The sequence below is a fragment of the Halomonas sp. HL-93 genome, from assembly GCF_900086985.1.
In the GTDB taxonomy this organism is placed as follows: domain Bacteria; phylum Pseudomonadota; class Gammaproteobacteria; order Pseudomonadales; family Halomonadaceae; genus Vreelandella.
Genome location: NZ_LT593974.1, coordinates 3,389,856 through 3,415,660 on the forward strand (window position 1 = coordinate 3,389,856; position 25,805 = coordinate 3,415,660).

Consider the following 25,805-nt stretch of genomic DNA (forward strand, 5'->3'; position numbering starts at 1 on the left):
ATGTCGCTTGTTTTTATCTGGAGGTGGGCATGAGCCTAGAGTTATTTAATCAGCTTGAGCAGCGCGTTACCGACACCGTTGAAGCGCTGGAGATGATGAAGCTGGAAAATGAGACGCTGCGCAATGAAAACACCCAACTCAAGCAGGAGCACGAAGAGTGGGAGCGCCGCTTAAGCGCGCTGCTGACTAAATTCGATGACGGTCAGTCCTAAATAGACCGCGACATCAGCAGCGCACTCTCGCGCCCGGTGGCGCCTTCAGCCGCCGGGTAATAATCCCGCCGCATGCCGTCCTGTTGAAAGCCTGCGCCGACGTAAAGCTTTCGCGCTGACGTATTGCTTTCACGCACCTCCAGCAGCACCCGCTCGCTTTGCCAATCGGCTGCCACCGCCAGCACAGCGCCGAGCAATTCACCGCCGATCCCTTCGCCACGCCGCTCGGGCAGCACGCCAATGGCCTGCAGTTCGGCATCGAAAGGCAAGCGTGCCAGCAGCGCATAACCGATCAGCTCGCTGGCCTGCCAGCACCCCATTACACAGGCCGCATCGTCGACCAATGCCTCTGTCAGCAGCGCTTGGCTTGCGCCGCTCTGGGCGCGCACTTCGAGCGCCAGAAGTGACTGCACGTCAGTGCGGTAAAGCTCAGCGATCATCATGCGCTAACGACGGTGCCTGCCAACCTTTTGCCAGGGCGTACAGCTCAGGCCAGAGAGCACGCTTGGCCGTGGGGCTTTGCAGTAAGGTGGTCAATGCCGGCGCCTGCCAGACCGGCAGGCCCAGGGTGCGGCTGTGATCGGCATCCACATCCAATACCTTCGACAGCGACTCGCTATCTGGGTCAGCGGCGGCGTCGCCCCACCAGAGTATCTTTTCCAACTGCCAGTGCTGGCGACTGGCCGCGCCATTGATAAAGGCGGTGACGCCTTCGCGGGCTTCTTCCAGCGGGTCGTCCGACGCAAAGGCGTTGGCCATGGGCGGCCATTTAAAGCGTGTGACCTCCGGCAGCGTGCCGTCTGTAAGCCCGGCCGCCTGACATATATTGGCGAGTAGCCGCTGGGCGTCCGCGCTGAGGTCCCCGGCGTGCAGGCTTAGCCAGCGTCCACCGATACATACGCATGACACATGAAACGTCAGGGGCTTGGCGGGCGCTGCGTGAGACGACGTAGCAGGTGCCTCGTCAGGCGTTGACGTAGCAGGCGCTTCCGCGGGTTTGCCCGGAGCCTTCGCTCGATCGTCAAGCAGGGCGCGCACCGCCGAGGGTGACGCGGGCACGTCCTCAGCGACAGACGGCACGTCGGCGGGCTTTGGCGGCGGTGATGGCGCATCATCCAAAAGCGCCTGTAAGCGCTCGCGCGGCGGCGTTGTCGCCGCCGGCGTATCGTCCCATTCGCAGGCCTCGGTCGGGCGTGCGTTGGGTAGTTGATAGCGGGATGCCCAGGCAGTGATGCCCATGGCCTCCAGGTAATGCCGACGAACAACCTCTGGGGTCACTGCCCGCCCCCTCGGCAGTTGGGCGAATCGGGGCGCTGGCCGCCTCGGACTTCCCATTCATGGGGGGTGTACAAATGAAGCGCCAGCGCGTGCACCGGGCCCGACAGTTCATCGGCCAGCAGCGCATAGATCTTCTGGTGGCGCTTAACCGGCATCAGGCCATCAAAGCTATCGCTCACCAGGGTTACCTTGAAATGCGTTTCGGCGTTCTCGGGCACGTTGTGCATATGGCTTTCATTTTCTACCTGCAGCACGTCGGGCGCGAGCGCCGCTAACTTCTGCTCTATTTGTGCCTGCAGCGTCATGGAGGCTCTCCTTAGGTCGGAAACCCTTCCATTGTACGCGCTTACTGGCCGCCAGACGATGCCCGACGCGCAACCAGCGCGCGCCGCGCCAGTGACACCCGCGAAAGGCTCGCCAGCAGCGCCAGCAAAGTGGTCGCGGCCCCCAGCCACAGCGTTATCTGCACGGGCGAACCCAGGGCCAGCGCGGCGCCCACCAGGGCGACCCCCACCGATTGCCCCACCGTGCGAGTGGTGCTCATCACCCCGGACACGTTGGCGCTGCGCTCTGGCGGCAGGCTACCCATCATTTCGCGGTTGTTAGGTGGTTGAAAGAGCCCAAAGCCAATACCGCACAGTGCCGTGCGCCATAAACTGCCCACCACACCGGTCGATTCATCGACGAGCGCCAAGGCGATTAGTCCGATGATCAACAACACCAGGCCAGTGCTGGACAGCACACTGGGGTTAATACGGTCGGCAAGCCGCCCGGCTAGCGGTCCGACGACCATAATGGCAAGCGGCCAAGGGGTGAACAACCAGGCGGTTTCCAGCGGTGAAAAGCCCATCTGCTCCTGGTAGAAAAACGACAGTGCGACAAATGTCAGCCCCTGGCCAATAAACGCCAGCCCCGAGGCCGAAACTGCCAAGGTAAAGCGCTTTTCCGCGAACACGCTTAGCGGTAATAACGGATACGGTGCGCGCCGCTGACGGGCAATAAACAAGCCGCAGGCTGTCACCGCGAGCCCTCCCCAGCCAGCGCTTTGCCATACCGGTGCGGCGTGGCCTGCGGCATCCATGGCCAAGAAGAAGCTTGCCAGCATCAACATGGAAAACAACGCACCCAGTACGTCAAAGCTACCCTGGCGTGGCGTTTCCCGGGGGAGCGCTCGGCTTGCTAGCCACAGAGAGCACACGCCTAGCGGTACATTCAGCGCGAACAGCCAGGGCCAATCAGCAAACGAGAGAATCACGCCGCTTAACGTAGGGCCTGCGGCATACCCGCCGGCCACCACCAAGGCACTGAGGCCTAATGCACTACCCAGCAAGCGCGAAGGGAAAATTGCCCGATAAAGCGACGGCCCGATGGACAGCGTAGCGGCTGCTCCCAAGCCCTGTAAGGCGCGAAACACCAGCAGTGTTTCTAAGTTGCGCGACAGGGCCGCTCCCAGCGCGGCCACCACAAAGGTTGCCACGCCAAACAGATATAGCCGCCGACGGGTTACTAGCTCACTAATACCGGCAAACACCAGCAAGAACGCAGCGCACACTACCTGGAACAAATTGGTGATCCACACCGACCGGGAAGCAGGTATATCAAGATCGGCCGCAATGGTGGGCAAGGCAAGGTTAATCATGGTGGTATCGACCACCGCCATCAGTGTACCCGTGACCAACGCCAAGACAGCCAACGCTCGCTCGCCCCCTGGTAGGCCATCGTCGCCGGGTCGGGTTTCAAACAGTCGCATGCGGGTGAGTTCCTAAACGGCCCCATTGAAACAGCGAAACCGGCAAAAGCCGGCTTCACGATACGCTTACGTCACATCGACAACGCGCTAGTCTTGCTCGTTATCCAGTAGCAGCGCATCATCGACGTCAGATATTTCAAGGGCCGTGTCATCATCAAGGTCGATAGCGAGGTAGCTATGCTCGATGCGTAAAAAGGTTTGAAACAGCGACCAATCAAGCTTCTCCGGCCACTGGCGTTCATCCTCTTCCCAGGCACGCAGCTCGGTCTCAAGAATTTCCACGTAGCGTTCGCGGACAAAGGTTTCAAGCGCTTCGGGTGTATCCATCTCTGGAATCAGATACACCGTGCTTTCATGTTCGACGTCGTCCAGGGTCAGGTCGTCGTCTCCCATGGTGGGTTCGAGCGCATTGATCCAGTCCACAAAGGGCTGGGTCGGCCTGACGCTCAGGGCAGAGCGATTTAGCAGTTTCATGGGATTCTCCTCGCCGTCGAAACGTGGTCATTATGGGCGCTAAATCGCGCCCTTACCAACTTTTAGTCCACTTCGGGACGCATCGCCGGGAACAGCAGTACGTCGCGAATCGAGGGGCTATCGGTAAACAGCATCACTAAACGGTCGATACCAATGCCCTCGCCCGCTGTTGGCGGCAGGCCATACTCCAGCGCACGCACGTAATCCGCGTCAAAGTACATAGCTTCCAGATCGCCGGCGTCTTTCTCGACGGCCTGCTCGCGGAAGCGCTCAGCCTGGTCTTCGGCATCGTTAAGCTCCGAGAAGCCATTGGCAATTTCACGCCCACCGACAAAGAACTCAAAGCGGTCGGTGACAAAGGGGTTGGCATCGTTGCGCCGCGCCAACGGGCTGACCTCAGCCGGGTACTCGGTGATGAAGGTGGGCTGGTCGAGCTTGTGCTCGGCGACTTCTTCAAAGATTTCGGTCTGGAGCTTCCCAAGCCCCCAGCTGTCCTTGACCTTGATGCCGCATTTTTCCGCCAACGCCCGCGCGGCGTCGAGGGAACCCAGATCGCTGTCGGCAATGCCGTCGCCGTGGTCGAGTATCGCCTGGCGCAGGGTCAGGCGGTTGAACGGCTGGCCGAAGTCGTAGCTGGCCCCCTGGTACGCAATCGTGGTGGTGCCCAACACTTCTTGTGCGGCCGTACGCAGCATCGCTTCGGTCATGTCCAGCAGGTCGCGGTAATCCGCGTAGGCCCAGTAGAACTCGACCATGGTGAACTCGGGGTTGTGCCGGGTGGACAGCCCTTCGTTGCGGAAATTGCGGTTGATTTCAAAGACTTTTTCAAAGCCGCCGACCACCAGGCGCTTAAGGTACAGCTCCGGGGCAATGCGCAGGTACATGTCGATATCCAGCGCATTATGATGGGTGATAAACGGACGCGCTGCCGCGCCGCCGGGGATCGGCTGCAGCATCGGCGTTTCGACTTCCATAAAACCGCGCGCCTCAAAGAAGCGGCGCATAGAGCTGATCACCGCCGCGCGAGTCTCGAACACCTTGCGCGACTGCGGGTTCATGATCAGATCGACATAGCGCTGGCGATAGCGGGCTTCCTGGTCGGTCAGTCCGTGAAACTTATCCGGTAGCGGGCGCAGGCTCTTGGTCAGCAACTGCGCCTCTTTCATCATCACGTACAGGTCACCCTTGCCGGACTTATGCACGGGCCCACAGGCAGCGACGATATCGCCAATATCCCAGCTTTTGATGTCGTCGAGCACGTCGGCGGGAAGGCCTTTCTTGTCGACGTAGAGCTGGATCTGGCCCGCCACATCCTGAATCACGATAAAGGGGCCACGCTGGCGCATCACACGCCCTGCCACCGAGGCGTGATGGTCCAGCGCCTCAAGCTCTGCCTTATCCTTTTCGCCCAGCGCATTGTGCAGCTCGACGGTTAAGCTATCGCGGCGGAAGTCATTGGGAAACGCACTCTTACCTTGCGCGGCAGCACTTTCGCGACGCGCAGCTAGCTTGGCACGTCGCTCAGCGATGAGGTGGTTTTCGTTATCTGCGGAAGACGCGTCTTGATGAGCCATCGGGCACCCTGTTAATGATCAAACCCTGAAAAGATTACAAACCTTGCTTGAGGCTGGCGACGATAAACTGGTCCAGATCGCCATCGAGCACTTTTTCACAGTTGCTCGACTGGACATTGGTGCGCAGATCTTTGATGCGCTGATCGTCGAGCACGTACGAACGAATTTGACTACCCCAACCAATATCGGCTTTGGAGTCTTCCGCCTGCTGCTTGGCCTCGTTACGCTTCTGCATCTCGTGCTCCCACAGCTTCGCCTTCAACTGCTTCATGGCGAAGTCGCGGTTGGCGTGCTGGCTGCGCTGGTTTTGACAGGCCACGACTATGCCGCTCGGCTCGTGGGTAATCCGCACCGCTGAATCGGTGGTGTTAACGTGCTGGCCACCTGCGCCGCTTGAGCGATAGGTATCCACGCGAAGGTCGGCAGGATTAATTTCCACCTCAAAGCTATCGTCGATTTCCGGCGATAAAAACACCGATGCAAAGGAGGTATGCCGACGACCACCCGAATCAAACGGGCTTTTGCGAACCAAGCGGTGCACGCCGGTTTCAGTGCGCAGCCAGCCGAAAGCGTAATCACCCTGAATATGTAGCGACGCCGATTTAATCCCGGCTACATCGCCTGCGGAAATTTCGATAATTTCTGCTTTGAAACCGTGACTTTCTGCCCAACGCAGGTACATGCGCAGCAGTATATTGGCCCAGTCCTGAGCTTCGGTACCGCCGGAGCCCGATTGGATGTCCAGGTAAGCGTTGTTCTCGTCCATTTCGCCGGAGAACATGCGCCGGAACTCGAGTTTTTCCAACGTCTTTTGCAGGCTGTCGAGTTCTTTGCGCACCTCGTCGACGGTACCTTCGTCGTCTTCCATTTCCGCCAACTCAAGCAAATCACGGCTATCGCCTACGCCCTGCTCAAGGTCATCAATAGTGGCCACGATGGTTTCAAGGGAGGCACGCTCTTTGCCGAGCTTCTGCGCATAGTCGGGATCGTTCCAGACATTGGGATCCTCAAGCTCGCGAGAGACTTCTTCTAGCCGATCTTTCTTCTCGGCGTAGTCAAAGATACCCCCTGAGGACGTCTGTCCGCTCAGACAGGTCCTTGATCTGGAGGTGAATCGGATTAGTTTCCAACATGGAGTGTTCTGGCCTTAGTCGGTAAAAATTTAGTTAGTAAGAATAAGGTTTAAAAGAAAGAAGCGCATTGTAACGAAATTGGCCTCCAACAACCATTGGCACCGTCGCTATCGAAATTCTGTATAGCTACATGTGTAATTTCTGATAGACACCTGATTTTGGGCGGTGCTAGTACTTAATTGTCAAACAATCGTATTAGGACAATTTTTTGAGGGAACAACATGACAAAAACTCACACTCTGGTGGGCGCTGCCATAATGGCGCTAGGCTTTGCAGCCCCTCTGCAAGCAGACACACTTCGCTTAGCCATTATGGGCGAACCCGCATCGCTTGATCCGCATAAAATTAGCGGCACCTGGGAAAACGATGTGGTGGGCGACCTTTTTGAAGGGCTTGTCACTGAAGCCGCCGATGGCTCGCGCATCCCCGGCGTTGCCAAATCCTGGGAAATCTCCGATGACGGCACGGTATACACCTTCAAACTGCGAGATGATGCCAAGTGGTCAGACGGTGAGCCCGTGACGGCTGAGGATTTTGTCTTCGCTTTTCAACGCATTCTATCGCCCGATACCGCCGCTGATTACGCCTATCTCCTGTATCCCATTAAAAACGCCGAAGCCGTCTATGCAGGCGACGCCGAGACAAGCGACCTGGGTGTCGAGGCGCTAGATGCTGCCACCCTGCAAATCACTCTCGAACGTTCAACGCCTTATTTTTTGGATCAGCTTTCCCACTATACCGCCTACCCGGTACCCAGCCATACGGTAGAGACGCACGGCGACGACTGGTCGCGTCCCGGCAACATGGTCTCCAACGGCGCGTTCCAGCTCGAGGAATGGCAGTCGCAAACGCGTATCAGCGCATCGCGCAACCCCCATTTTCACGACGTGGACAATGTGGCTCTTGAAGAAGTCGTCTATTTTCCTATCGAAGAACGTAATACCGCGCTGAACCGCTTCCGCGCCGACGAGATCGATATCGCTCGGGAGTTTCCCACCCAGCAGTACGACTGGCTGAAGGAGAACCTGCCCGAAGCCGTGCAGGTAGCACCCTACCTCGGCATTTATTACTACGCTTTCAATGCCCGCGACGGCCATGCAACCTCTGACCCGCGCGTCCGTGAAGCGCTTAGCCTGGCCGTTCGCCGCGAGGTCATCACCGATCAGATACTCGGCACCGGCGAAGTGCCTGCTTACAGTTTCGTTCCACCCGATGTCAGTCACTATGAAGCGCCCACCGCTGACTTCGCCGAACTCTCCCAGGATGAGCGAATGGCACGCGCCCAGGAATTGCTCCAAGAGGCAGGCTATGGCCCGGACAATCCGCTGGAGCTCATGCTGCGTTACAACACCAGCGAGGATCATCGCAAGGTCGCCATCGCCATTGCTGCCATGTGGAAGCCACTGGGCGTTGAGGTCGAGCTGTATAATTCGGAGGTCGCCGTTCACTACGCGGATATTCGCCAAGGCGATTTCGACGTTGCCCGGGCCGGGTGGATTGGTGACTACAACGACGCCCAAAACTTTCTGAGCCTGTTGGAAAGTGGCGTGTCGAATAACTATGGCGCCTATAGCTCCCCTGAACTCGATGAACTGATGAGCGAAGCCGCGAGCACCCAGGACCTGGATGAGCGAGCCGACATCATGGCCGAGGCAGAGACCCTGGCCTTGGAAGATAGCGCAACGCTGCCGCTCTATTACTATGTTTCGCGCAACCTTGTCAGCCCCGACCTGGCCGGCTGGGAAACGAATATCGAAGATATCCACCGCTCGCGCTGGATTGAATTCGACGAGTAATTCCCTTCATCGCGTCTTTATGTGACACGACTGACCGCCGTTAAATCCTCAGGCTTCGGCCTGAGGAGCGAGGCTCGATCATGCTTAGCTATACGTTTAAACGCTTACTCCATGCGATCCCGACGCTATGGATTGTCATTACCCTATCGTTCTTTTTAATGCACCTCGCCCCCGGCGGGCCTTTCGACGGCGAGCGTCAACTCCCGCCTGAAATCGAGGCCAACCTGATGGCTTCTTACGGCCTGGACAAACCCGTCTGGGAACAATACGTCACCTACATGGGAAACCTGCTGCAAGGCGATCTTGGCCCCTCCTTCAAATACAAGGATTTTTCGGTCACCGAACTCGTCGCCCAAGGCTTTCCTGTCAGCCTTGAGCTTGGTCTGTGGGCGATAGGCCTGGCACTTCTAGTGGGCATTCCCATGGGAGTGGTTGCCGCGCTTAAACGCAACTCCACCGTGGATTATATTGTGATGGGGTCGGCGCTGGCCGGTGTGGCCATTCCCAACTTTGTGGTTGCCCCACTATTGGCGCTGGTCTTCGGGGTCTTTCTGGCCTGGCTACCCGTCGGCGGTTGGGACGATGGCCATTGGCAAAATATGATCCTGCCCGTCGTAGCGCTTTCCATTCAGCAGATTGCATATATCGCTCGGATGATGCGCGCCAGCATGATCGAAGTACTGGGCAGCCATTTTGTCCGCACGGCACGTGCCAAAGGCCTCAGCGAGAGCGAAGTCATCTTCCGCCACGCCCTGCGTCCGGCCATGCTCCCGGTCATCTCCTACCTAGGGCCCGCCATTGCCGGGATTATTACCGGCTCGGTGGTCATTGAGCAGATTTTTGGAATACCCGGGATTGGCCGCTATTTCGTCCAGGCGGCGCTCAATCGCGATTATACCCTGGTGATGGGCACCGTCGTCTTTTACGGCGGTCTGATCGTGCTTCTCAACCTGATCGTCGATCTACTCTACTCGGCTCTGGATCCGCAAATTCGCTATGATAATGAATAATGCAACCTCGGCCCCGCCGGTCGCCAGCAACAGCCTGGGGCGTGAAGCGTGGCGTCGACTCCGTCAAAACAGTGCTGCAACCACCAGCCTAGTACTTCTCATCCTCATTACCCTGGCCTGTTTATTCGGCCCCTGGCTAACCCCCTGGGCACTTGATGAAGTGGACTGGAACGCCTTCCAGGCTCCACCCGATTTCGACAGCGGCCACTATGCGGGCACTGACGCCAATGGCCGGGACCTACTCACCCGGGTATTGCACGGGGGACAGATTTCACTCTCCGTCGCCTTGGTCGCCACCCTTGTTTCGCTGGTGATCGGCGTTCTTTACGGCGCGATTGCTGGCTACGTAGGCGGCCGGGTCGACAACCTGATGATGCGCTTTGTCGACATTATGTACTCGCTGCCCTTCATGTTCATGGTCATCCTGCTGATGGTCGTGTTCGGACGCAACATACTGCTGATCTACGCTGCCATTGGGGCCGTTGAATGGCTGGACATGTCGCGCATTGTGCGCGGACAGGTACTCGCCTTGAAGCGACGCGAGTTCGTCGAAGCCGCCCATGCACTGGGCGTAAGCAGTTTCAAGATCGTCACACGCCACCTGATCCCCAACGCCATTGGGCCAGTGATTATCTATGTCACCCTTACCGTTCCTAAGGTCATTTTGCTGGAAAGCTTCCTCTCCTTTCTGGGCCTCGGCGTTCAAGAGCCCCTGACCAGTTGGGGAGTACTGATTAGCGAAGGCAAAGACATGATGGAAACGGCACCCTGGATGCTGATAGTGCCCTCTGCATTTCTAGCCACCACGCTGCTGTGCCTTAACTTTTTGGGGGACGGTCTGCGTGACGCCCTTGATCCCAGGACGCGCTAGGACAATGCAAGGAGGCTGTATGCCAAAACCAATACTGGAATTCGACCGTCTGCGGGTCGACTTCGACCTTCCCAATGGCTCCGTCACGGCCGTCAAAGACGTTAGCTTTACCCTGCATCAGGGCGAAACGCTCGCGCTCGTCGGCGAGTCAGGCTCGGGCAAGTCGGTCACCTCGACCGCCGCGATGGGCCTGCTGCCTGAACTGGCGCGCGCCACCGGCACCATTCACTGGCATGGCGGGCCGGGCAATGAAAACCTGATTACCGTCAACCGCAAGCGCCTGCGGGCGATTCGTGGTAATGAGATCTCAATGATCTTCCAGGAACCGATGACCTCGCTCAATCCCATGCACCGCGTGGGTCAGCAAATTCGTGAAGTACTGCATAAACACACGCCCTTGCGGGGGAACAATGCTTATCTGCGGGTAGTAGAGCTACTCGAACAGGTAGGGATACCCGAGCCCAAGCGCCGCATCGATAGCTACCCCCACGAGCTTTCCGGCGGTCAGCGCCAGCGGGTAATGATTGCCATGGCGCTGGCCTGTGAACCTCAACTGCTGATTGCCGATGAGCCGACCACCGCCCTTGACGTCACGGTGCAAGCGCAGATACTCGCGCTGCTTAAAGACCTCCAGGCCCGTTATGGTATGGCGATTCTGTTTATCACTCACGATTTAGGGGTTGTTCGTCATTTAGCCGATAGCGTGTGCGTCATGCAACACGGCGAAATCGTCGAAGCAGGGGCCACCCAGACGTTGTTTAAAGCTCCTCAACACCCTTACACCCAGATGCTGATTAACGCCAACCCCAGTGGCCATAAGGCAGCCGTTCCCGACTCAGCGCCCGTTCTGCTTACTGCGCAACACATTGGCGTTCGTTTCCCGATCAAGAAACACCTGTTTGGCCCCAACCGCTATTTTGAAGCGGTGAAAAACATCGACCTCTCGCTGCGCAAAGGACAAACCCTAGGCATCGTGGGCGAATCGGGCTCAGGCAAAACCACCCTAGGCCGCGCGCTTCTTCGGCTGGTGAAAAGTCACGGCAAGGTACATTTCGATAACATCGACGTTGGCCAGCTTGACCGCGCGGGAATGCGGCCGCTGAGATCGCGTATGCAAGTGGTCTTTCAAGACCCTTTTGGCTCGCTTTCTCCACGCATGACCGTGGGCGAGATTATTGGCGAGGGGCTTCGCGTTCATCAGCCGCTACTCGGGCGCGCCGAACGCGACACCGAGGTTATCCAGGCCCTTGAAGAAGTCGCCCTGGACCCCGCCCACCGTCACCGCTACCCCCATGAGTTTTCCGGCGGCCAGCGGCAACGCATTGCCATCGCCCGAGCATTGGTCGTCAAGCCTGAGTTCCTACTGCTTGACGAACCCACCTCCGCCCTTGATCGTTCGGTACAAATGACCGTCATAAAGCTGTTACGCGATTTACAACAACGTCACGGATTGACCTACTTATTTATTAGTCATGACCTGGCCGTTGTTCGAGCACTGGCAGATGAGGTCATCGTGATGCGCCAGGGCGAAATCGTCGAGCAAAACGACACCCAATCACTGTTCAACGCCCCACGCCAAACCTATACCCGCGAACTGATGCGCGCGGCTTTCCTGGATAGCCCAGCGGCATAAGTGGCAGCCCAAACGTTAGCGCTCGTTTAATAAAAAACCCGGCCAAGGCCGGGTTTAGGTCGTTTTTGCTGACTAACGCGCTAGAAGCGATAGGTCATCTGAGCACCGAAGCCATGGGCTTCGTTTTTGTAGTCGGCGGAGTAATTAGCTCCTCCAACTGGTTGGTCACCTGTCGCCGGACTTGCTAGCAGATCACTGCGCTCCTGGCTAACGGAGGTGCCTCGCTCGGTCAGGTATGAGTAGGCCACATCGATGGTCAAGTCATCGGTTGGGCTCCAGCCTGCCCCCAGTGAGAAGATGCGGCGGTCGTCCGAAGGGATACGAACGCTTCGGTCGTTATCATTGCTCGGCGTATTGTCCAGCGTTACCCCCGCACGCAGGGCGAGCGTCGGCGTCAACTGATACTCACCACCCGTGGCAAAGGCCCAGGCGTTAGAGTAGTTTTGCTGCTCGTTGGTGATTTCGTTGCCCTGGCTACCGGTCACCGAAATCTCTTCAAACTGGCTCCAACGCACCCATGAGGCGCCGAACATCAGCTTCAAGCGATCGGTCATCTGCTGCGTCAGCGAGAAATTGACCGTTTCAGGCGTGGTCAAGTCCAGATTAGCTGAATCTGACTGCACTATATTGCCCATCGGATCGGTAGCGCTAAAGTCACCCTCCAGCTCGTAATCAACCTTTGAGCGATACGTTAAGCCTAAAGTCGTTTCAGGTGCTGGCTGATAGATAACACCTAAATTGTAACCCCACGCCTCATCATCGCCATCTACACGTGAGTCAATATCAGCATTTGGGTTATAAGTTTCTTCAGAGGGAAGCTGACGACGAAGTTCTCCATCCACTTGGTTGTAAGTAATCCCGGCACCCAACGACCACTGATCGTTGAAACGATAAGATACCGTGGGCTGAGCACTCATTACTGTGATTTCGGTATAGTTACCAAAGTAGCGGCCCTGGAAGTCATCTTCATAATCAGTCTTTGAACCAAAAGGCGCGTAAACACCGAAACCAAAGGCCAGCTTTTCATTGACCGGATGGGCATAAAACCCGTAGGGGATAGTAGAGCCAGGCACCATATCGCCATCGTTGCCGCCCGGAATACTGCCCGCAGGGACTTGATTGCCCGTAGGCGTTCCACCTTGAGCGACGCCTGCATCCACTGTGCGGCTAGCTTCCACATTAGAAAGCTCACTATCGACATTTAGATAGGTCGCACCTGCTGAAAATTGGGCTCGATCCAAAAACGACATACCCGCTGGGTTGCCGTACACAATGGTCGCGTCTTCCACGTTAGAGCTGCGGCCCGCATGCCCATACCCCTGGCCGCTCACGCTCTGCTCATTGATTTGATAACCACCCGCTTGGGCTTGGCTTGCGAAGGCGGCCGTGGCGACGGCAACTGCCAGAGTGAGCTTGTTAAATTTATTATGCATAGTGGGCCTCTTTTCCCAATGATCCGACGGGATGGTGACCATCCGTCATACTTTTTTTGTACACCTCAGTTTTGGCCTAAAAGCACGCTACGTTCAAGGGCAAACGAGCGTTTTATTTTAATTTTGTCTTATACATTAGTCGCACGACCGTTTTAAATCATTGTTTTAGGCTTTTTCGGGTATTTTCTGCCCACCCTTGACCTTTGTGTAACCCATAGGTTTTAAACTATCTGAACTATTACAGACAGCGAGCCAGGGAGCGCACAATGAAAGTTAGCGAGTTGGCAAAACGCGGCGGCGTGACCCCCGAAACGGTGCGCCATTACACCCGGGAGCAGCTACTTGCGCCCACACGACACCCAGATAACGGCTACCAGCTCTACTCCGCGACCGACCTTGAACGGCTGCAGTTTATTCAAAGGGCACGCAAGCTCGGATTCAGCGTGGCCGAGATTCGCGACATTCTCGCCCATGCCGACCAGGGCGACTCCCCCTGCCCGCTAGTACGCGACCTGCTGGCCAACCGGCTGCCGCAAATCCGCGCGCAGATCCAGGAGCTCGAGGCGCTTGCCCAACGTATGGAGCAAGCCTTAGAAAGCTGGCAACACATGCCCGACGGCACGCCGGACGGCCACAGCCTGTGTCGCTTGATCGAGAGCTTTCCTGAGAAGCAGGAGGCCAAATGAGCCAGCACACCCTGACGCGCACGGTGCCTGGCATGAGCTGCCAACGTTGCGTGACGCGCATGCGCGAGGCGATTCATCAGCAAGACAGCAAAGCAGGCGTGGTCGGCATGCCTGGGGAAAAGCGCCTGGAAGTGACGACCACAATGGACGACGCCACTCTCGACCAAGCACTTGAAAGCGTGGGCTACCCACCTGACAAGCGCTCCCACGACACCACCCCGCCTGAAGACAAACGCGACAAAGCAACTGGCTCGACGTCAGCGAAAAGCCCCTCCCAAGGCAGCCGAAAAAAGATCCGCCTGGCGATCAGCGGAATGACCTGCGCCAGCTGCGTGAAAAGCGTTCAGAAAGCCCTAGAGCGTACTGAAGGCGTTGAGACAGCAAGCGTTAATTTTGGCACGCATACCGCTCAAATTTTTGGCGATGCCGACCAGCACGCCTTAATAGCGGCTGTGGAATCGGTGGGCTACGGGGCCGAGCCGATTGTCGATATGCGCGAAGCGGAAAGAACGCGCGCCCAACAGGAAGCCCACGACTACACAAAACGCTTGAAAGGCAGCGCCTGGTCGCTGGCACTTGCCGTTCCGCTGATGCTCAGCATGTTCGTCTATCACCCACACCCGATGGGCACAGGGCGGCTATTCTGGCTGGTGGTCGGGCTTCTGACGCTGGCCATTCTGGTGTTCCCTGGCCGCCATTTTTTTGTCAACGCCTGGAAAAACCTCAGGCACCATCAAGCCAATATGGACACCCTGGTGGCCATGGGTACCGGCACCGCCTGGCTCTACTCGATGGTGGTCGTAGCCTTCGCTCCCTGGTTACCAGAGGTCGCCCACGGTATCTATTTTGAAGCCTCGGCCATGGTGATCGGCCTGATCCTGCTGGGTAACGCCATGGAACTTAAAGCGCGCGGACGCACCAGCGATGCGCTAAAGCGACTGCTGGACCTGCAAAGTCGCACCGCCCGGGTGATTCGCGACGGCGCAGAACATGAGGTAGATGTTGACGCCGTGCGCGAGGGCGACCACATCCGCGTGCGTCCCGGCGAGCGCTTACCGGTGGATGGTGAGGTCATCGAAGGCGCAAGCCACATCGATGAATCCATGCTCACCGGCGAACCCGAGCCCATCAAGAAGGGCCAGGGCGATGAGGTCAGCGCGGGCACGGTCAACGGCAAAGGTGGGCTGGTTTACCAAGCGACCCGCGTAGGGGCTGACACCCGCCTGGGGCAGATCACCGAACAGGTGGCCAGCGCGCAAAATTCGCGCCCGCCGATTGGCGAACTGGCCGATAAAGTCTCCAGCATTTTTGTCCCCTCGGTGATGATTATCGCCGTACTCACGGCCCTGGTATGGTTCAATGTCGGCGCCGAGCCGCGGGTCATTCACATGCTGGTGACAGCCACCACCGTACTGATTATCGCCTGCCCCTGCGCGCTGGGGCTGGCCACGCCGATTTCCACCATGATTGGCGTCGGCAAGGCCGCCGAACACGGCGTTCTGGTGAGAAACGGCGAGGCGCTGCAAACCGCCAGCAAGTTGACCACGCTGGTAGTGGACAAGACCGGTACGCTTACCGAAGGCAAGCCCCGGGTGACCGAGGCCGAGGTGCTGGGCGACGATACGTCCACGGCACTGGGCTATATCGCGGCGCTGGAGCGCGGCTCGGAGCACCCGCTTGCCGCGGCGCTGTTGGCCTATGCCGACGAACATGGCGCTGATCCTGCCGAGATCCGTGACTTCGACAGCGTCACTGGGGGCGGGGTGAAGGCACAAACCGCCGACGGACAGTCACTGTTGCTGGGCAACGCGCGCCTGATGGAAAACGCCGGTATCGACCTCTCAGTGAGCCAGGACGCCGCCCGGGCGCTTGAAGAGAAAGCCCGCACGCTGGTGTATTTTGCTCTAGGCGGGCGATTAAAAGCATTGTTTGGCATCAGCGACCCGCTGCGCGACGATGCCGCTGCCGCCGTTAAACGGCTGAAAGAAGACGGTTTGACCGTGATCATGCTGACCGGCGACAACCCCCACACGGCCGCCGCTATTGCCCGCCAAGTGGGCATTGACGATTACCGCGCCGGGCTGCTGCCCGAGGACAAACACGCCGATATCGAGCGGCGCCAAAAGGCAGGTGAAGTGGTGGGTATGGTCGGCGACGGGATTAACGACGCCCCGGCGCTGGCCCGCGCCCATGTGGGATTCGCAATTGGCCAGGGCACCGATGTGGCGATTGAAAGCGCGGGCATGACGCTGATGCGGGGGTCGCTGCATGGCGTGGCCGACGCCATCGAAATCAGCCGGGCCACGCTGCGCAACATCAAGCAAAACCTGATCGGCGCCTTTGGCTACAACGTGCTGTGCATTCCCATCGCCGCCGGGGTGCTCTACCCCCTCACCGGCACGCTGCTCTCGCCGATGATTGCGGGGGCGGCCATGTCGCTTTCCTCCATCACCGTGGTCAGCAACGCCAACCGCCTACGGTTGTGGAAAGCAAGCGACATCCCATCCAAAGGAGGCACATCATGAGCCTACTGGTCAATCTCGCCGGGCTCGGCCTGATCGCCGCCATTGTGTGGTGGTTCTGGCTGGCTTAGCCAAGGCCTAGCTGACGCCGATATAGCGGCCGGGCTTATGGTTCAGGGCGATGATTAAATTCAGGGTCAGCGCACCCAACACCGAGAAGCCCACTCGGTCGAGCGGTAGCTGGGTGAGCGCCACCAGCAGGATCAGCCCGTCGATACCCAGTTGCACATAGCCTGCACGCAGGCCGTGCTTCTCTTGGAGGTAAAGGGCCAGGATATTGATGCCGCCGAGGCTGGTGCGGTGGCGAAACAGCATCAGCATGCCGATGCCCATCAGAGCCCCGCCCATTAGCGCGGCATAGAGCGACGGCACGGCGGCAAACTCAACCCACCCCTGAGTCAGCTCCGAAAACAGCGACACCAGGCCAATCGCCGCGAAGGTACGCAGAGCAAAACTCCAGCCCATGCGCTTAATCGCTAAATAGTAAAACGGCAGGTTAATGGCAAAGAACCACACTCCAAACCCCCAGCCTGTCATATAGTTCAGCAGTAGCGCCAAGCCTGCTGTGCTGCCGGTTAACAGCACCGCATGGGTATAAAAGGTTACCCCGAGCGCCACAAAAAACGTGCCCAGCAACATCGCCATGACATCCTCATAGGGCTTATGAGGGTCTGTGGGAAGATCTTCCATGCGCATGGCAGCGTCCTTACTTGAAGTATCAGGGGTACAAAATGCTGCGTTTATAATGGATTGGCGTGCTCGACCATCAACTGCAACGATTCGCGGCCGCGCCAGCGGTTGCGATTAAGCTTATAGGCGCAATGGAGCGTATCGCCAACGCTAAACGCGGGCAGCTCGCCAGGCGTCAGCGCGCGAAACCAGATAGCTTTGCAGGTTACCGGCCCCATGGACAGTTCCATCATCAGGTGTACGCCTTCCGCGCCGACGGGGCGCAGCGCTTCAACAATAAATCGCCCCTCAAATAGCGGTGGGTCAAACTCACGACCATAGGGGCCCAAGGCATCAATATCCTCAAGCGTTGCCAAGCATAGCTGTGCCGTGGATAGCTCGCCGTCGGTCCAAAGGCGCGGATAAAGCACTCGCCCTTCCAACTGCTCGCCTACCGCCTGTAGAAAAGCCGCCTTAAAGACGCCTAGCTGCTCACGGGGCACGCCCACGCCTGCCGCCCCACCATGGCCGCCAAAGCGCGGCAGTGCCTCGGGGGCGAGCTCAAAGGTCCGTTGTAATGCATCACGCAGATGCAGCCCGTCAATCGAGCGACCGGAGCCCGTCAACATGTTGGGGGCCGCTGCCTGGGTAAGCACCAGGGCAGGACGCCCATAGGCCTGCACCAAGCGCGAGGCAACAATGCCCTGTACGCCGGGATGGCCATCCTCCAGTAGCACGACCACGGCAGGCTCTTCAGCTTCCAGGGCACTGGCCGCTAGATGGCGCGCCTCTTCCGTCATATCGGCTTCAATGGCTTTGCGCGACTGGTTATCCTGGTCGAGCACTTCCAACTGTCGATTGGCAACGCCGTCGTTCTCGGCCAGCATAAAGTGCAGCGCTGCGTAGGGGTCGTCCAGCCGCGACCGGGCGTTGATACGCGGCCCCATCTGAAACGCTAACGTCTCAGCGTTAAACGGCACGCTATCAGCGCCCAGGCGTGTGGCCATCGCCCGCCAGCAGGCAGCATCCATGCGGTTGATGAGCGTTAAGCCGTGATTGACCACCGCCCGGTTCGCAGGGCTGCCCCCGAGCGAGACACAGTCCGCTACCGTTCCCAACGCCACGTAGGAAAGCCAGGGCGAAAGTTTGGGCGTCGACTCTGACAGCGCGCCCCACTCGATCAACACACCGCGAGCAAGTGACATGAGCAACCACGCCACCATGCAGCCGGCGATGGTTTTATCGGGGTAGTCGCAGTCGTTACGGGTTGGGTTAACGCAGGCGTAGGCGGAAGGCGGTGGGCCTTCCATCGGCAATGCGTGGTGGTCACTGACCACCACATCAATGCCCGCGGCTTTTAAGCGCGCGATACGCGGCTCGTCGCTGCTGCCACAGTCGGCGGTAATCACCAGTGTAGGAAACGGCTTAAGCGCCAGCGTGCGTTCCACCAGTGGCAAACTGATGCCGTAGCCGTCGTGAATGCGGTGGCCAATCAGGCTGTGCAGCTTATATTCCGGTACGCCAAATAGCTCCACCAACGTCCGGCGGATGACCACGTGGGAGGTAATGCCGTCCACGTCGTAATCGGTGAGAATCCCGATCGACTCGCCCTCGGCCACCGCCTGGGCAATACGCTCGGCCGCTCGGCAACCGTCAGCGAGTTTCTCCGGGTGCGCCAGATAGCGCAGACTCGGCGATACCAGCGGTGCCAGCTCGCCTTGATAGCCAGGCAGCCGGGAGGCCAGCAGGCGCGCCTGAAGCTCATTTAAACCTTCCGCCTGGGCGCGCGCATAAACAGCCTCGTCGAGTGGACGAGGCTCCAGCCGGGGCTGGCTTGCGTGTTGTAGCATCGTCGCGCGCGCGGTCTGTTGGGGCACATCTGTCACGTTGGACATACGCCCTAGCGCCGGTTGTCAGCGACGAACTGCTGCACCGCACTCAGTTCGGCGGGCAACACCGTATAGCGCTCTTCACGCTCCAGCAGGTCGTCCATATGGGTCGGCAACGGTACTCCCTGGAAACCTGCCTTCACCACCGCTTCGGCAAACTTGGCGGGGTGAGCCGTGGCTAGCGTAATCACCGGTGTGGTTTGGTCGGCCCGGGCACGCTCGGCGGCGCGATAGCCAGTGGCCGTGTGCGGGTCGAGCATTTCCCCGGTGCGGTGGTGGGCTTCACGGATTACTTCCAGAATCGTCGCGTCATCCACGCTGTGGCTTGCAAACTTTTCACGCAGTTTGGCAAGCGGCGCATCAGCCAGCGCCGTTGGCTCTTGTTGGAAGCGCTCCAGCAACGCCGCCACGGCCGCACCGTCTTGATCGTAGGCATCAAACAGCAGACGCTCGAAGTTCGACGACACCACGATGTCCATAGACGGCGCGAGCGTCGCCGCCAGCTCTTTCTTGGAGAAATCGTTGGCGGCAAGCGTGCGGTGCAAAATATCGTTGGCGTTAGTGGCAATAATGAACTGCTTGACCGGCAAACCCATTTTATACGCCATATAGCCGGCAAACACGTTTCCGAAGTTTGCCGACGGTACGCAGAAGCTTACCTCGCGATGCGGCGCGCCTAGCGCAACACCTGACGCCACGTAGTAGACGATCTGGGCCATGATGCGCGCCCAGTTGATCGAGTTCACCGCCACCAGCCGCGTGCCTTTCAAGAAGTCTTGATTGGCGAAGCTCGCTTTGACCATCGCCTGGGCATCGTCAAAGTTGCCTTCAATGGCAATGTTAAACACGTTGTTGGCAAGCACCGAGGTCATCTGGCGGCGCTGCACTTCCGAGACGCGGTTGTGCGGGTGCAGGATAAAGATGTCCAGGTTGTCGCAGTGACGGCAGCCCTCGATGGCCGCCGACCCGGTATCGCCGGAGGTCGCGCCCATGATCACCGCGCGCTCGCCGCGCTTTTTCAGGAAGTGATCGAGCAAGCGGCCCAGCAGCTGCAGAGCGACATCCTTGAACGCCAGGGTGGGGCCGTGGAACTGCTCGAGCAGAAAATGGTTGGCATCCAACTGCTTGAGCGGCAGCACTGCGTCGTGATTAAACGTCGCGTAGGCGTCCGTGACGATTTGATGGAAAGTGACGTCGTCGATCTCACCGTTGACGAACGGCTTCATCACTCGAAAGGCAATCTCCGCGTAGGAAAGCCCGGCCATGTCGGCCAGGTCTTTCTGCGAAAACGTGGGCAGAGTTTCCGGCACGTAAAGCCCGCCGTCGCTGGCCATGCCGGTCAACACCACCTCTTCAAAGGACAGCGCGGGCGCTTGCCCACGCGTGCTGATATAGCGCATGCGGTTGATTACTCCCCTTCGTCCAGGCTTTCCACGCGAATGCGCGTCACTGGGCCGGCGATATCCGCCATGGCTTCTATTTCGCGGATCGCTTCGTTCATCTGCTTCTCTTTGGTGCGGTGAGTCAGCAGAATAATCGGCACCAATTCGCCTTCGGTGGCCTCTTTCTGGATCAGCGCTTCGATAGAGATGCCCTGCTCGGCCAGGATAGTCGCCACCCGTGCCAGTACCCCGGGGCGGTCTACTGCCAACAGACGCAGATAATAAGCGGTAATAATATCTTCCATCGGCATGATGGGCAGTTGACTGACATCTTCGTCGATGCCGCTAAACGCCAGGTAGGGAACCCGGTAATGGTGGTCGGTGGAGATATCCCGCGCCACATCGAGTAGGTCGGCGACCACGGCCGAGGCCGTCGGCTCTGCGCCTGCGCCTGCGCCGTAGTAAAGCGTCGGCCCAACGGCGTCGCCCATCACCGCGATGGCATTCTTTACGCCATGAACGTTGGCCAGCAGGCGCTCTTTGGGGATCAGCGTGGGGTGAACCCGCAACTCAAGGCCATTCTCAGTGCGCTTGGAGATTCCCAGGTGCTTGATGACATAGCCCAGGTTATCGGCCTGCTCAACGTCTTCGGCGGTAATCCGCGAAATGCCCTCAGTGAAGGCTTTCTCGAACTGCAGGGGCACGCCATAGGCAATTGAGGCCAGAATAGTCAGCTTATGGGCGGCATCGATACCTTCAACGTCAAAGGTCGGGTCGGATTCGGCGTAGCCCAGCGCCTGAGCTTCTGCGAGCACGTCTTCAAAGGCGCGGCCTTCATCGCGCATATGGGTAAGGATATAGTTGCCGGTGCCGTTGATGATGCCCGCCACCCACTCGATACGGTTGGCTCCAAGGCCCTCGCGCAGCGACTTGATCACCGGAATACCACCGGCGACGGCGGCTTCAAACGCCACGATCACGCCTTTTTCGTGGGCCGCCTTGAAGATTTCGTTGCCGTGAACGGCGATCAGCGCTTTATTGGCCGTGACCACGTGCTTGCCGTTTTCAATCGCGGTAAGTACCAGTTCGCGGGCAATGTCGTAACCACCAATCAGTTCAACCAAGACATCCACATTAGGGTTAGTGGCCACTTCAAATACATCCGATGTGGCATTAATACCGGTAATGTCGCAATCGGGGTGAATACTGCGGTGGGCCACCTGCTCAATCACAATCGGGCGGCCTGCACGACGTGCAATATCGTCAGCGTTGCGCGTCAGCACGTTGAACGTACCGCCACCGACGGTACCCAGCCCACAAATGCCTACTCTTACCGGTTTCAAAATACTTCCCCTTTTATGTTGTGCACCCGTCGGTGCAGTGTCTCAGCGTGATGTTATTGGATCAATTAGCTTAGTCGTCATCCAGTTCCAGCATTTCCATCATGCGATCCGGCGGCACAAAGCCCGGCACCATTTGCCCATCGGGCAGAATAATGGCCGGCGTTCCTTCTACGCCAAGTGCGCGGCCCATCTCGTACTGCTCCGCCACTGGATTATCACAGCTGGCCGAGTTGGACAGAGTTTCGCCTTTCTTGGCCCGCGACATGGCTTCGCTGGGGTTATCGGCACACCAGACCTGCTGGAGCGTTCTCCCCGCGTTGGCGTTTACGCCACTACGTGGGAATGCCAAATAGTGTACTGCGATGCCACGTTCGTTGAGCTCCGGAACGGTCTCGTGCAAGCGTACGCAGTAAGGGCAGCTTGGGTCGGTAAATACCACGACCGTTGCTTTGGGCGTTTCTTCACCACGAAATACCACCCGATCACTTTCCGGTATTGCCGCAATGGCCTCAGCGCGTTCCTGATTGCGCGACTGCTCGGTCAGGTTGACTAACCCACTATCGGCGTTTTCATACAGATCGCCGACCAAAAAATGACTGCCGTCGGCATTGGAGTAAAACGTTTCGCCATTTTCCAGCCGAACATGATAAATGCCTTCCATCGGCGTTTCACGCACCTCGTCGACCGGCATTTCCTCACCGTTAACCCGCAACGAGTCTCGGAGCTCATCGGTGACGCTATCCGCCTGCACTGCCATGGGCAACAACGCACCGGCCAGTAGCCAGCCCATCAGCATACGCGGCTTGCTCAGTGACGTCGTTTTTTCTATACCTCGGCGCATCATTCATTCAACCTCTTGGGTGATGTTCGGCATGTAGACTCTCCAGGCGGGCCTGGGCCACATGCGTGTAAATTTGCGTGGTGGATAGATCACTGTGACCTAACAACAGCTGTACGACTCGTAAATTCGCCCCATGATTCAATAAATGCGTCGCAAACGCATGGCGAAGCGTATGTGGCGACAGTGGGCGCGTTATGCCTGCCGTGATGGCGTGGGCCTTAACGCGGTGCCAAAAGGTTTGTCGCGTCATCGATTTATCGCCCCGCCCTGGAAACAAGGCCGGCCGAGTTGGGTCCTGCATCAACATCGGCCGAGCTGTCTTCATATAGTGGGCCAGCCAATCGACAGCTTCCTCGCCCATCGGCACCAGGCGATCCTTGTCGCCTTTACCACGCACCCGGACCACGCCCTGGCGCAAATTAACCGCGTCTCCGGTAAGCCCCACCAGTTCGGATACCCGTAACCCGCAGGCGTAGAGCAGTTCTAGCATTGTACGATCGCGCACCCCAAGTGGAGTATCCAGCGATGGGGCCTGAAGCAATCGCTCCACCTCGTCTTCTTCCAGCGTGTTGGGCAAGCCTGGCTGCACACGCGGCAGTCGCACATCAGCGAGCGGGTCACTGGCGACATGCCCCTGCATTCGTGCCCAGCGGTAAAAACTGCGCAGGCTCGACAACAACCGGGCATTGCTACGTACCTGATAGCCTGCTTCACGGCGGCTCGTAAACCATGCATCCAGCCGAGCGGGCGAAGGCGATAACAATGACTCGCCCTGTTCTTCCAGGTGCTGCTGCCAGGCGTTCAAGTCGCGTCGATAAGCCGCTAGCGTATGCTCACTGGCCCCACGCTCCAGCCACAGGGCATCCAAAAAAGCATCAATGACACGCATACGCAAGCCGCCCGTTAGGATTCACCATCTGATAGATAAACAAAACCCCGCCCCGCAGAGCGGTGACGGGGTTTCGCTACCCAGGCGCAAGCGCCTGTGGAAAGGCTCGCCTTAGGCCAGCTTTTCCTTGATACGCGCCGATTTACCGCTACGCTCGCGCAGGTAGTAGAGCTTAGCTTGACGCACGTCACCGCGACGCTTGACTTCGATAGAGTCAACCAGTGGGCTGTAAGTCTGGAAGGTACGCTCAACGCCTACACCGTGAGAAATTTTACGTACGGTGAATGCGGAGTTCAGGCCACGATTACGCTTACCGATGACAACACCTTCAAACGCCTGCAAACGCTCGCGGCTGCCTTCCTTAACTTTTACCTGAACGACAATGGTGTCGCCCGGTGCAAAGCTCGGCACCTCTTTGGACATTTGCTCGCTTTCGAGCGCCTGGATCACTTTGTTTTTACTGCTCATCATCATGCTCCTAAATAACGTGGTGGCGAAACCGCTCAGTTATGGAAGGCGGTCGCCGTGATCCCGGCACTCAAAACGAGCGGCGCGGGAGTCGTTATGGGTGACACAGGTGCGAAGGCTAGCTATCTATACATTGGCTAACTACCCGATCCGCCCTGCACCGCCGCTCTGGCCTACTTAGTTTTCGTGGACAGAGCGTATTCCTCGATAAACTCATTCAGCAGCTGTTGCTGCTCGGCCTTTAGCGTGCGCCCTGCCAATAAGTCCGGGCGACGCTGCCAAGTACGGCCCAACGATTGCTTCAACCGCCAGCGCTTGATAGCAGCATGGTTACCGCTAAGCAGCACATCCGGCACCTGGCGCCCGTCGATAACCTCAGGACGGGTGTAGTGCGGGCAGTCTAACAAACCGTCGTTAAACGAGTCTTCGATGGCGGAGTCCTGATGCCCTAATACCCCGGGAACCAGCCTTGCCGCCGCGTCAATCAACACCATAGCTGGCAGCTCACCGCCGCTTAGCACATAGTCGCCAATTGACCATTCTTCATCGATGTCACTTTCCACCACCCGCTCATCAATGCCTTCATAACGCCCCGCTACCACCACTAGAGGGCCTTTAGAAGCCAGTGATTTCACGCCCTGTTGATCCAGCTTGCGCCCTTGGGGCGACAAATAGATCACCGTAGGCGTTTGGCCGGTCGCGTCATGTGCCTGCTGTCGGGCATCATGAATCGCAGCGCGCAGCGTGTCGACCTTCATCAACATGCCGGGGCCACCGCCATAAGGGCGGTCGTCTACGCTGCGATGGCGGTCGGTGGCGTAATCGCGAGGATTCCAGAACGCCAGTGCAATGCGCCGTTTTTCAATCGCTCGACCCACCACCCCTTGCTGGGTAAGGGCATCGAACATCTCTGGAAACAGCGATACCACACCAATCCACATCGCGGGGTGGGCGCTTTCGCTTCCACTATCCGGCACGTCTTCACCGTTCAAAATTCAGGGTCCCAGTCAACGACCATACGGCCATCTTCAAGGCTGATTTCAACAATGACGTCGTCCGGCAGAAACGGCAGCAGTCGCTCGCGCTTGTCGATCGACTCGACATCGCCATGCACCACCATGACATCGTTGGCGCCGGTTTCGAACAGGTAACTGACCCGCCCTAACCGTTCGCCGGCCTGAGTGAATACCGTCAGGCCTTCAAGCTCATACCAATAGTACTCATCGTCGGAAAGCTCAGGAAGGGCAGCTTTGGGCATTAGTATGTCCGCTTGGGCCAATGCTTCAGCCGCACTACGGTCATCAACCCCTTTAAGCTGTACCACAAGGCCTTTACCTTGCCGACGGCCCTGAACAATGGCCATTTGCGTCAGGCTTTCACCTTGGCGCACCCACCATTCGGGGTATTCCAGAATGCTGTCCATGGGGCTGGTATAGGAATATACCTTCAGCCAGCCTTTCACCCCGTGAGGGCTTGTCAGCTTGCCTAGCACCACGTGTGTGTCGTCAGTTTGGCTTGTTTCAAAACGCGTCATCGACGACCCCAACGTACAACAGCACTTGCCACATCGCGTTCAGGCTTAGGCCTGTTTACGCGCTTCTTTTACCAGCTCAGCAACGCGACCCGACAGCTGGGCACCCTGGCTCTGCCAGTGTACGACGCGGTCCAGATCAACGCGCAGACGCTCTTCCTGACCACGGGCAACCGGGTTGAAGAAACCGATACGCTCAATGAAACGACCATCGCGGGCGTTGCGTGAGTCGGTCACGGTCAGGTGGTAAAAGGGACGCTTTTTGGCGCCACCACGTGCCAAACGAATGGTAACCATACGATAACTATCCTTCGGTTGAGGTTACGAGAGTGGGGTTAGCGGTTTCGCTACCGGAGACACTCTTCATACTATATAAAGGCCTCCATGCTAGGCATTTGACGCTTTGAAGCCAACACCCACG

25 protein-coding genes are annotated in these 25,805 nt (G+C 58.3%); 7 read left to right on the forward strand and 18 right to left on the reverse strand.

Annotation, left to right across the window (positions count from 1 at the left end):
* Positions 1-29: 29 nt before the first annotated feature.
* A complete protein-coding gene (zapB, locus tag GA0071314_RS15675; protein ID WP_074397513.1) occupies positions 30-212 on the forward strand; it encodes a cell division protein ZapB in 183 nt (60 codons plus the stop codon).
* Here the strand turns inward: zapB and GA0071314_RS15680 are convergent.
* The 7 genes from GA0071314_RS15680 to prfB form a co-directional block, all read right to left on the reverse strand.
* Positions 209-655 carry a GNAT family N-acetyltransferase gene (locus GA0071314_RS15680; protein WP_331710465.1) on the reverse strand — a complete coding sequence of 149 codons (447 nt, stop codon included), beginning with the start codon at positions 653-655 and terminating at the stop codon, positions 209-211. The genes zapB and GA0071314_RS15680 overlap by 4 nt on opposite strands.
* Complete coding sequence (locus GA0071314_RS15685) at positions 642-1,490, reverse strand: hypothetical protein (RefSeq protein WP_074397514.1); 849 nt, start codon at positions 1,488-1,490, stop codon at positions 642-644. The genes GA0071314_RS15680 and GA0071314_RS15685 overlap by 14 nt, the downstream gene beginning before the upstream one ends.
* Complete coding sequence (locus GA0071314_RS15690; protein ID WP_074397515.1) at positions 1,487-1,795, reverse strand: BolA family protein; 309 nt, start codon at positions 1,793-1,795, stop codon at positions 1,487-1,489. The genes GA0071314_RS15685 and GA0071314_RS15690 overlap by 4 nt, the downstream gene beginning before the upstream one ends.
* A 41-nt stretch (positions 1,796-1,836) precedes the next feature.
* A complete protein-coding gene (locus tag GA0071314_RS15695; protein WP_074397516.1) occupies positions 1,837-3,240 on the reverse strand; it encodes an MFS transporter in 1,404 nt (467 codons plus the stop codon).
* A gap of 87 nt (positions 3,241-3,327) precedes the next feature.
* Complete coding sequence (locus tag GA0071314_RS15700; RefSeq protein WP_074397517.1) at positions 3,328-3,714, reverse strand: hypothetical protein; 387 nt, start codon at positions 3,712-3,714, stop codon at positions 3,328-3,330.
* Between the two features lie 62 nt (positions 3,715-3,776).
* Complete coding sequence (lysS, locus tag GA0071314_RS15705) at positions 3,777-5,288, reverse strand: lysine--tRNA ligase (protein WP_074397518.1); 1,512 nt, start codon at positions 5,286-5,288, stop codon at positions 3,777-3,779.
* Between the two features lie 34 nt (positions 5,289-5,322).
* Positions 5,323-6,421 (reverse strand): peptide chain release factor 2 gene (gene prfB, locus GA0071314_RS15710; protein ID WP_156524129.1). Its coding sequence is split into 2 segments (ribosomal slippage): positions 5,323-6,345 and positions 6,347-6,421, totalling 1,098 coding nucleotides; the frame shifts between segments, so codons are not numbered across the junction.
* Between the two features lie 221 nt (positions 6,422-6,642).
* Between prfB and GA0071314_RS15715 the strand changes: the two genes are divergently transcribed.
* The 4 genes from GA0071314_RS15715 (at position 6,643) to GA0071314_RS15730 (ending at position 11,731) form a co-directional block, all read left to right on the forward strand.
* Positions 6,643-8,217, forward strand: coding sequence for a peptide ABC transporter substrate-binding protein (locus tag GA0071314_RS15715; RefSeq protein ID WP_074397520.1), 1,575 nt, complete (start codon positions 6,643-6,645; stop codon positions 8,215-8,217).
* Between the two features lie 80 nt (positions 8,218-8,297).
* A complete protein-coding gene (gene oppB, locus GA0071314_RS15720; RefSeq protein ID WP_074397521.1) occupies positions 8,298-9,227 on the forward strand; it encodes an oligopeptide ABC transporter permease OppB in 930 nt (309 codons plus the stop codon).
* Complete coding sequence (locus GA0071314_RS15725; RefSeq protein ID WP_096299302.1) at positions 9,220-10,098, forward strand: ABC transporter permease subunit; 879 nt, start codon at positions 9,220-9,222, stop codon at positions 10,096-10,098. Before oppB ends, GA0071314_RS15725 begins: the two co-directional genes overlap by 8 nt.
* A gap of 19 nt (positions 10,099-10,117) precedes the next feature.
* Positions 10,118-11,731 (forward strand): ABC transporter ATP-binding protein, encoded by a 1,614-nt coding sequence (locus GA0071314_RS15730; protein WP_074397523.1) that lies wholly within the window; start codon positions 10,118-10,120, stop codon positions 11,729-11,731.
* 80 nt (positions 11,732-11,811) lie between these two features.
* Here GA0071314_RS15730 and GA0071314_RS15735 read toward each other — a convergent pair whose 3' ends face one another.
* A complete protein-coding gene (locus GA0071314_RS15735) occupies positions 11,812-13,164 on the reverse strand; it encodes an OmpP1/FadL family transporter (protein WP_074397524.1) in 1,353 nt (450 codons plus the stop codon).
* Between the two features lie 266 nt (positions 13,165-13,430).
* Between GA0071314_RS15735 and GA0071314_RS15740 the strand changes: the two genes are divergently transcribed.
* Complete coding sequence (locus GA0071314_RS15740) at positions 13,431-13,850, forward strand: MerR family transcriptional regulator (protein WP_074397525.1); 420 nt, start codon at positions 13,431-13,433, stop codon at positions 13,848-13,850.
* Positions 13,847-16,375 (forward strand): heavy metal translocating P-type ATPase, encoded by a 2,529-nt coding sequence (locus GA0071314_RS15745; protein WP_074397526.1) that lies wholly within the window; start codon positions 13,847-13,849, stop codon positions 16,373-16,375. The genes GA0071314_RS15740 and GA0071314_RS15745 overlap by 4 nt, the downstream gene beginning before the upstream one ends.
* 75 nt (positions 16,376-16,450) lie before the next feature.
* Here GA0071314_RS15745 and GA0071314_RS15750 read toward each other — a convergent pair whose 3' ends face one another.
* From GA0071314_RS15750 to rpsP, 10 genes are all read right to left on the reverse strand, one after another.
* Complete coding sequence (locus GA0071314_RS15750; RefSeq protein ID WP_074397527.1) at positions 16,451-17,068, reverse strand: YitT family protein; 618 nt, start codon at positions 17,066-17,068, stop codon at positions 16,451-16,453.
* Between the two features lie 44 nt (positions 17,069-17,112).
* Complete coding sequence (locus tag GA0071314_RS15755; RefSeq protein WP_074398562.1) at positions 17,113-18,891, reverse strand: single-stranded-DNA-specific exonuclease RecJ; 1,779 nt, start codon at positions 18,889-18,891, stop codon at positions 17,113-17,115.
* Between the two features lie 50 nt (positions 18,892-18,941).
* Positions 18,942-20,330, reverse strand: a complete 1,389-nt coding sequence (gene thrC / locus GA0071314_RS15760) for a threonine synthase (protein WP_074397528.1) — start codon at positions 20,328-20,330, stop codon at positions 18,942-18,944.
* A gap of 8 nt (positions 20,331-20,338) precedes the next feature.
* Positions 20,339-21,655, reverse strand: coding sequence for a homoserine dehydrogenase (locus GA0071314_RS15765; protein WP_074397529.1), 1,317 nt, complete (start codon positions 21,653-21,655; stop codon positions 20,339-20,341).
* A 70-nt stretch (positions 21,656-21,725) separates the two neighbouring features.
* Positions 21,726-22,499 carry a DsbC family protein gene (locus GA0071314_RS15770; RefSeq protein ID WP_096299307.1) on the reverse strand — a complete coding sequence of 258 codons (774 nt, stop codon included), beginning with the start codon at positions 22,497-22,499 and terminating at the stop codon, positions 21,726-21,728.
* A gap of 4 nt (positions 22,500-22,503) precedes the next feature.
* Positions 22,504-23,385 (reverse strand): site-specific tyrosine recombinase XerD, encoded by an 882-nt coding sequence (gene xerD / locus GA0071314_RS15775; protein WP_074397530.1) that lies wholly within the window; start codon positions 23,383-23,385, stop codon positions 22,504-22,506.
* Positions 23,386-23,496: 111 nt separating this feature from the next.
* Positions 23,497-23,853 (reverse strand): 50S ribosomal protein L19, encoded by a 357-nt coding sequence (rplS, locus tag GA0071314_RS15780; RefSeq protein ID WP_074397531.1) that lies wholly within the window; start codon positions 23,851-23,853, stop codon positions 23,497-23,499.
* 173 nt (positions 23,854-24,026) lie between these two features.
* Complete coding sequence (trmD, locus tag GA0071314_RS15785) at positions 24,027-24,794, reverse strand: tRNA (guanosine(37)-N1)-methyltransferase TrmD (protein WP_074398564.1); 768 nt, start codon at positions 24,792-24,794, stop codon at positions 24,027-24,029.
* 47 nt (positions 24,795-24,841) lie between these two features.
* Entirely contained in the window at positions 24,842-25,387 is a 546-nt protein-coding gene (gene rimM, locus GA0071314_RS15790) for a ribosome maturation factor RimM (protein WP_074397532.1), read from the reverse strand.
* A 45-nt stretch (positions 25,388-25,432) separates the two neighbouring features.
* Entirely contained in the window at positions 25,433-25,681 is a 249-nt protein-coding gene (rpsP, locus tag GA0071314_RS15795; protein WP_007111767.1) for a 30S ribosomal protein S16, read from the reverse strand.
* Positions 25,682-25,805 lie beyond the last annotated feature (124 nt).

What these genes read in the sequence shown, in the direction of transcription:
- zapB (WP_074397513.1), top strand. Translation starts at nt 30, where the DNA reads ATGAGCCTAGAGTTATTTAATCAGCTTGAGCAGCGCGTTACCGACACC.
- GA0071314_RS15680 (WP_331710465.1), bottom strand. Translation starts at nt 655, where the DNA reads ATGATGATCGCTGAGCTTTACCGCACTGACGTGCAGTCACTTCTGGCG.
- GA0071314_RS15690 (WP_074397515.1), bottom strand. Translation starts at nt 1,795, where the DNA reads ATGACGCTGCAGGCACAAATAGAGCAGAAGTTAGCGGCGCTCGCGCCC.
- GA0071314_RS15695 (WP_074397516.1), bottom strand. Translation starts at nt 3,240, where the DNA reads ATGCGACTGTTTGAAACCCGACCCGGCGACGATGGCCTACCAGGGGGC.
- GA0071314_RS15700 (WP_074397517.1), bottom strand. Translation starts at nt 3,714, where the DNA reads ATGAAACTGCTAAATCGCTCTGCCCTGAGCGTCAGGCCGACCCAGCCC.
- lysS (WP_074397518.1), bottom strand. Translation starts at nt 5,288, where the DNA reads ATGGCTCATCAAGACGCGTCTTCCGCAGATAACGAAAACCACCTCATC.
- GA0071314_RS15715 (WP_074397520.1), top strand. Translation starts at nt 6,643, where the DNA reads ATGACAAAAACTCACACTCTGGTGGGCGCTGCCATAATGGCGCTAGGC.
- oppB (WP_074397521.1), top strand. Translation starts at nt 8,298, where the DNA reads ATGCTTAGCTATACGTTTAAACGCTTACTCCATGCGATCCCGACGCTA.
- GA0071314_RS15725 (WP_096299302.1), top strand. Translation starts at nt 9,220, where the DNA reads ATGAATAATGCAACCTCGGCCCCGCCGGTCGCCAGCAACAGCCTGGGG.
- GA0071314_RS15730 (WP_074397523.1), top strand. Translation starts at nt 10,118, where the DNA reads ATGCCAAAACCAATACTGGAATTCGACCGTCTGCGGGTCGACTTCGAC.
- GA0071314_RS15735 (WP_074397524.1), bottom strand. Translation starts at nt 13,164, where the DNA reads ATGCATAATAAATTTAACAAGCTCACTCTGGCAGTTGCCGTCGCCACG.
- GA0071314_RS15740 (WP_074397525.1), top strand. Translation starts at nt 13,431, where the DNA reads ATGAAAGTTAGCGAGTTGGCAAAACGCGGCGGCGTGACCCCCGAAACG.
- GA0071314_RS15745 (WP_074397526.1), top strand. Translation starts at nt 13,847, where the DNA reads ATGAGCCAGCACACCCTGACGCGCACGGTGCCTGGCATGAGCTGCCAA.
- GA0071314_RS15750 (WP_074397527.1), bottom strand. Translation starts at nt 17,068, where the DNA reads ATGCGCATGGAAGATCTTCCCACAGACCCTCATAAGCCCTATGAGGAT.
- GA0071314_RS15755 (WP_074398562.1), bottom strand. Translation starts at nt 18,891, where the DNA reads ATGCTACAACACGCAAGCCAGCCCCGGCTGGAGCCTCGTCCACTCGAC.
- thrC (WP_074397528.1), bottom strand. Translation starts at nt 20,330, where the DNA reads ATGCGCTATATCAGCACGCGTGGGCAAGCGCCCGCGCTGTCCTTTGAA.
- GA0071314_RS15770 (WP_096299307.1), bottom strand. Translation starts at nt 22,499, where the DNA reads ATGATGCGCCGAGGTATAGAAAAAACGACGTCACTGAGCAAGCCGCGT.
- xerD (WP_074397530.1), bottom strand. Translation starts at nt 23,385, where the DNA reads ATGCGTGTCATTGATGCTTTTTTGGATGCCCTGTGGCTGGAGCGTGGG.
- rplS (WP_074397531.1), bottom strand. Translation starts at nt 23,853, where the DNA reads ATGAGCAGTAAAAACAAAGTGATCCAGGCGCTCGAAAGCGAGCAAATG.
- trmD (WP_074398564.1), bottom strand. Translation starts at nt 24,794, where the DNA reads ATGTGGATTGGTGTGGTATCGCTGTTTCCAGAGATGTTCGATGCCCTT.
- rimM (WP_074397532.1), bottom strand. Translation starts at nt 25,387, where the DNA reads ATGACGCGTTTTGAAACAAGCCAAACTGACGACACACACGTGGTGCTA.
- rpsP (WP_007111767.1), bottom strand. Translation starts at nt 25,681, where the DNA reads ATGGTTACCATTCGTTTGGCACGTGGTGGCGCCAAAAAGCGTCCCTTT.